Here is a 5,786-nt window from a genome sequence, read left to right on the forward strand (position 1 = left end):
GGGATTCCGTGTACGCAATGGAGCGCCAGCAGCTCATCGAGCGCGAACTGCGCGAGATCGGACGCGGGTCGCTGCCCAGTTCGATGACGGCCTCGGCCATGGGGATCGCGCCCTGGTGGTGGCGGATCATGAGGCTGAGGAACAGGCAGTCGGCGGGCTGGCCCTGAAGGGTCCGGAGCTGGTCGAGCTCGGCATCCGTCGCCATGCCCATCTGGGAGAGCAGCTCGTCCTGCGACAGGGTGGCGGTGTCGCCGTGGCTGTGCGCCCCGGACGGGGCCATCCACTGCATGAGCGGACGCGTCGACGCCTGCGGCAGCCCCCACTGCACGAGCCAGTCGAACATCTCGCCGCGCTGACCGGCCTGCGTGGTGGCGATGTCGTACGAGAGCATGCGCAGTTCGTCGTCGGAGGTCTTGCGGTAGATCTCCAGAGCCATCTGCACCGCCTGCCCGTGGTGCACCTGCATGTCGCGCGCGAACCCGGCGTCCGCCGAGGAGTCGGACGGGGTGGCGGGAGCCGCGGACGCCCCGAACGCGGTGAAGCGCCCGATCGCGAACGCCACCGCGAGCAGCGCGATCACCGCGACGGCCACGACGATCCGTCGCGTCGCGGGGCGGGCGGCGGGCGCGTCGTCGCTCACGTCAGTCCTTGCCGGGGCCGTCGACCCCGCCCGTGCACGGGGCGGTGGGCTCGGGCGCGTTCTGGCTGCGCCAGTACTCGGTGAAGAACTCCGTGATGCGCGGATCGGTCGGGTCGTCGACCTTGAGCTGGTGGTTCCACGCGCTGACCGCGACGGGGGTGTCCATGCCCGGGTAGGGGGAGAGGAGCGCGTAGGTCGACGGCATGACCGCCTTCAGGGCGTCGATGCCGGCCGCGTCGACGCGGGACGGGTCGTACGTGATCCACACGGCGCCGTGCTCGAGCGCGTGGACGGCGTTCTCGTTCGGCTGCGGCTCGGTGTACACGCCGCAGTTGAGCCACACCGGGTTGTGCGGTCCGCCCGCGGGGGGCGTCTGGTCGTACGTGACCGAGCCCTGCACGTGGTCGGAGCGGTTCTGGAAGGTCTGCACGCCCTCGATCTCGCGACCGGTGCTGCCGCCGGCCTGGTAGCTCGGAGCGGGGGCGGGGGCGAAGACGAAGGATGCCACGACCACGGCGACCACCGCGAGAGCGGCCGTCGCACCGACCACCCACCAGACGACCTTGCTGCGCTTGCGGCGCGCGATCTGCTTCTGGTACTCGGCGAGCTTCTCCTGACGCTTCTGCTCGCGCTGCTGCTTGACGGTGAGGTCGATGTCGGCCTGCGTGGCGGGATTGCCGCTCTTGCGCTTGTCGGGGCTCATGCGGTGCGTGCTGTCTCTCTCTGGGCCGGGAGGCTCGGCGCGAGCCGATGCGCCCAGCCTATGCGGATGAATGCGCCGGCGGCCTGGGAGGAACCCCGGAGGGGGATGGTGGGGACCCGGGGCCGCGCGATAGTATGACGATGTCGAATCGATTCGAGGTTCGATGTTCCCCCCAAACTCTCAGCCCGGTCATCGCCGGGCCATCCGTGTTGCGAAACGAACGGACGCCGTGCTCGATACCGCCTCCCAGCCCGTGATCCCCCCGACCCCCCGCGCCGAGCCCTCCCCGACGGGGGCCATCCGCACGCTCGGGAGCAATCCGGCGACCGCGCCGGTCGTGCTCCACCCGGGCGACAGCATCTCGGCGCGACGTCGCGTGCTCTACATCGTGCTGCTCGGGGCGCTCACCGCGCTCGGCCCGTTCACGATCGACCTCTACCTGCCGGCGTTCCCCGTGCTCGAAGCCGACTTCCAGACGTCGGCCGCCGCGATCCAGCTCACGCTGACCGGCACGATGATCGGTTTCGCGCTCGGGCAGCTGATCGTGGGGCCGCTGAGCGACAAGGTCGGCCGTCGCATCCCGCTGCTGTCGGTCACGGCGCTCCACGTGGCGGCGAGCGTCTTCGCGGCCCTTTCGCCCACGCTCGGGACGCTCTCGATCGCGCGCGTGCTCATGGGCGCGGGCGCGGCCGCGGGCGGCGTCGTGGCGGCGGCGATCGTCCGCGACCTGTTCGGCGGACGCCGGCTCGTCGTGATGCTGTCGCGCCTCGCGCTCGTCTCCGGCGTCGCCCCGGTGCTCGCGCCCCTGGCCGGATCGCTGCTGCTCTCGGTGATGCCGTGGCGCGGGATCTTCTGGGTGCTCGCCGCCTACGGCACCGTGATGCTGGTCTCGGCGATCGCGTTCGTCCCCGAGACGCTCCCCACCGCCCGGCGCGGAGGCAAGGGCGCGACGACGGTGTGGCAGCGGTACGCCAGCGTCTTCCGCGACCGCGTCTTCATCGGCGTCCTCGTGATCGGGGCGATGACGTTCAGCGGGCTGTTCTCCTACCTGTCGGCCTCCTCATTCCTGTTCCAGCAGAGCTACGGCTTCGACGCGCAGCAGTACGGCGTGCTGTTCGCCGCCAACTCCGTCGGGCTCGTGATCGGCGTGCAGGTCGCGTCGCGTCTCGCGGCGCGCTTCGGTCCGCAGTGGGTGCTCGCCTTCTCCACCGCGTCGCTCGTGCTGTGGGCGATCGTCATCGTCGTGTTCGACCAGCTCGATCTCGGGCTGTGGGGGACTGTCATCCCGCTGTTCCTGTTCATGACGACGTGCGGCTTCACGTTCCCGTGCGCGCAGGTGCTCGCGCTCGACCGGCACGGCAAGGCGGCGGGTACGGCGCAGTCGATCATCGGCGCGTCGAACTTCGGGATCGCCGGCGTCATCTCGCCCCTCGTGGGACTGCTCGCCACCGGCACCGGCATCACCGCCACGACCATGGCATCCGTCATGGTGGGGTGCGCGATCATCGGCGTGCTTGCGCTGTGGCTGCTGGTGCGGCCCCGCACCGTCGAGCGCCTCGCGCCGTAAGGCGCCGTGAGAGCGGAACAGTAGCAGAGCGCGCGCGACGCGTCCCGGCTCTCGCCGGAGGCCCGCCGCACGGGCATCATGGGGCGATGGACTCGGATGCCGCGCCCCCGCCGATCGTGACGGTGCGTTCGGAGCGCGTGCGCGCGGTCCTCGGCCTGGTGCTGATCGCGCTGGCCTGCGGGCTGGGCGCCTGGGTCTACTTCCGCGGGCCGAGCCCGTTCGCGATCGACGTGTGGTGGAACCAACTGTTCGCCTCGGCGCCGATCCAGCCGCTGCTCACGATCGCCCTGGTCATGAACCAGATCGGCGGGTACATCACCGCGATCCTCATCGTTCCGCTCGGTGGGGCGCTCGCGCTGTTCCTCACCGGGCGGCGGTGGACGGCGGTGTACTTCCTCGCGGCCTCGGCGGGAAGTGCGCTGCTCGTCCAGGTGCTCAAGCACACCTTCGGTCGCGCGCGCCCCGAGGACATCCTCGTGCTGGCCGACTACGGCTCATTCCCGTCCGGGCATACGGCGAACGCCGCGACCATCGCGGTCGTGGCGGCGATCGTGTTCCCGACCTTGTGGGTGCGGGTGGCCGGTGGGGCGTGGATCGTCCTGATGGCCTTCAGCCGCACATACCTGCACGCGCACTGGCTGTCCGACACCATCGGCGGCGCGCTCGTCGGTGCCGGTGCGGCGCTCGTGCTCGCCGTGGTGTTCTCGCGCCTGCGCGCGCGGGACGACGACCGTGCGACGCTCCGCCGCGACCGCCGGATCGCCGACCCCGCGTCCTCGACCCAGTCCTAGGCTGACCGAATGAGCGACACGACGCCGTCCGTTCCCGGTCCCGCCGACGACCCCGAGGTCGCCCGCCTGCGCGCGGCGGCCGAGGCCGCGGAGGCGGAACTCCGCCTCGCTCGCGCCCGCGCCGACCTCGCGGCGGCCGAGGCGGCGGCGGCGAAGGCCCGTGCCGCTGCCGGCGGGGACGCGGCACCGACCCCCGCGCCCGCCCCGGCCGACACCCCCGCGCCCGCCGCGCCCGACACCCCCGCGCCCGCCGCGCCCGACACCCCCGCGCCCGCCGCACCCGACGCTCCGCTCACCGACGCGCTGGTCGCGACCGTCGCCGCCGGGTACGCCGGAACGGCTCCCGCCCTCGACCTCGGCGTGCTCGTGAACGGCGGGCCGGTGGCATCCGTTCCCGTCCGGATCCCGCTCGCGATGACGAACCGGCACGGGCTCGTGGCCGGAGCCACCGGAACCGGGAAGACGCGCACGCTGCAGCTGCTGGCCGAGCAGCTGTCGGCGAACGGCGTGCCGGTGTTCGCGGCCGACATCAAGGGCGATCTGTCCGGCGTGGCGGCCCCCGGGGTCTCGAGCGAGAAACTGCTCGCGCGCACGAGCGCGCTCGGGCAGGAGTGGACGCCGCGGGCGTACCCGACGGAGTTCTACGCGCTCGGCGATGACGCGGCATCCGGGATCCCGGTGCGGGCGACGGTGTCGGGGTTCGGTCCGCTACTGCTCAGCCGCGTGCTCGGCCTGAACGCGACGCAGGAGTCGAGTCTCGGCCTGGTGTTCCACTACGCCGACGAGAAGGGGCTCGCGCTCGTCGACCTCTCCGACCTGCGCGCCGTGCTCACGTTCCTGACCAGTGACGAGGGGAAGAGCGAGCTGAAGGACCTCGGCGGGCTGTCGGGGGCGACCGCGGGTGTCATCCTGCGGGAGCTCGTGGCCTTCTCGGCGGCCGGGGCCGACACGTTCTTCGGCGAGCCCGAGCTCGACGTCACCGCGTTCCTGCGCACGACCGCCCAGGGGGAGGGGATCGTGAGCCTCCTCGAGGTACCGCACGTGGCGTCCCGTCCCGAGCTGTACTCGACGTTCCTCATGTACCTGCTGGCGGAGCTGTACGAGGTGCTGCCCGAGGTCGGCGACCTCGACAAGCCCAAGCTCGTGTTCTTCTTCGACGAGGCGCACCTGCTGTTCCGCGAGGCGTCGAAGGCGTTCCTCGCCGCGATCACGCAGACCGTGCGGCTCATCCGGTCGAAGGGCGTGGGCGTCTTCTTCGTCACGCAGACGCCGAAGGACGTCCCGGGGGACGTGCTGGCGCAGCTCGGTTCCCGGGTGCAGCATGCGCTCCGCGCGTTCACGCCCGACGACGCGACGGCGCTGCGCGCGTCGGTGCGCACGTACCCGGCCTCCGGCTACGACCTCGAGCGGGTCCTGCAGGAACTCGGCACCGGCGAGGCGATCGTCACCGTCATGGACGAGCGGGGCGTGCCGACGCCGGTCGCGTGGACACGGCTGTTCGCACCGCGCGCGTCGATGTCGCCGATCCCCGCCGTCGACCTCGCCGCCGCCGTCTCGGCATCCCCGCTCTTCGCCCAGTACGGGACGCCGATCGACCGCGAGTCGGCGCGCGAGATCCTCGCGGCCCGCATGCAGGCGGCGACCGAGGCGCGCGAAGCCGCCGAGCGGGCGAAGCAGGCCGCCGCGACCGAAGCCGAGTACGCGAAGCAGCAGGCCGCGATCGACAAGGCCCACGCCGAGGCGCAGAAGAAGGCGCAGCGTGAGTACGACCGACTGCTCAAGAGCACCGCCGCCCCGCGGTCGCGCTCCAGCGCCCCGACGTCGCCGCTCGACGACCTGCTCGGTCGCGGCTCGACGAAGACGATCCTGGGCGGCGTGATCCGGGGGATCTTCGGCACCGGCCGCCGGCGCTGAGCTCCCGCCTCAGGAGAACGACAGGACGTTGTCGCCCCAGGCGCGGCGGAGGTCGCCGTCGAGGTCCTGGGTGACGACGTCGTGGCGGTCGATCACGAGCGTCGCGCGGGCGTCGTCGCCGTCGAGCTCGAACGTCGGCCACACGGGAGCGTTGGGTGCTTCGGGCTCCTC

At 72.1% G+C, this 5,786-nt stretch carries 5 protein-coding genes; 3 read left to right on the top strand and 2 right to left on the bottom strand.

The genetic code is table 11. The features are described 5' to 3' along the window. Both I5G_RS21595 and I5G_RS09210 read right to left on the bottom strand, forming a co-directional pair. The coding region (locus I5G_RS21595; RefSeq protein WP_022878801.1) for a DUF305 domain-containing protein at positions 1-640 on the bottom strand (640 nt) is incomplete at its 3' end. A 1-nt stretch (position 641) separates the two neighbouring features. Beyond that, a complete protein-coding gene (locus I5G_RS09210; protein WP_022878802.1) occupies positions 642-1,343 on the bottom strand; it encodes a DUF3105 domain-containing protein in 702 nt (233 codons plus the stop codon). Between the two features lie 229 nt (positions 1,344-1,572). On the opposite strand from I5G_RS09210, the gene I5G_RS09215 reads away from it, so the two are divergent. From I5G_RS09215 to I5G_RS09225, 3 genes are all read left to right on the top strand, one after another. After that, the gene (locus tag I5G_RS09215) at positions 1,573-2,910 is read left to right on the top strand and encodes a multidrug effflux MFS transporter (protein ID WP_022878803.1); all 1,338 of its coding nucleotides are present in this window, start codon (positions 1,573-1,575) and stop codon (positions 2,908-2,910) included. Between the two features lie 86 nt (positions 2,911-2,996). Beyond that, the gene (locus I5G_RS21600; RefSeq protein WP_022878804.1) at positions 2,997-3,701 is read left to right on the top strand and encodes a phosphatase PAP2 family protein; all 705 of its coding nucleotides are present in this window, start codon (positions 2,997-2,999) and stop codon (positions 3,699-3,701) included. Positions 3,702-3,710: 9 nt separating this feature from the next. Beyond that, positions 3,711-5,615: a helicase HerA-like domain-containing protein gene (locus I5G_RS09225; protein WP_022878805.1), complete on the top strand. Its 1,905-nt coding sequence runs from the start codon at positions 3,711-3,713 to the stop codon at positions 5,613-5,615. Positions 5,616-5,786: the final 171 nt, after the last annotated feature.

It is taken from the genome of Microbacterium sp. B19 (genome assembly GCF_000333395.1).
Classification (GTDB): domain Bacteria; phylum Actinomycetota; class Actinomycetes; order Actinomycetales; family Microbacteriaceae; genus Microbacterium.

Bases quoted from the DNA above. Each gene is read 5' to 3' on its own strand.
- I5G_RS09210 (WP_022878802.1), bottom strand. From the start codon at position 1,343: ATGAGCCCCGACAAGCGCAAGAGCGGCAATCCCGCCACGCAGGCCGAC.
- I5G_RS21600 (WP_022878804.1), top strand. From the start codon at position 2,997: ATGGACTCGGATGCCGCGCCCCCGCCGATCGTGACGGTGCGTTCGGAG.
- I5G_RS09225 (WP_022878805.1), top strand. From the start codon at position 3,711: ATGAGCGACACGACGCCGTCCGTTCCCGGTCCCGCCGACGACCCCGAG.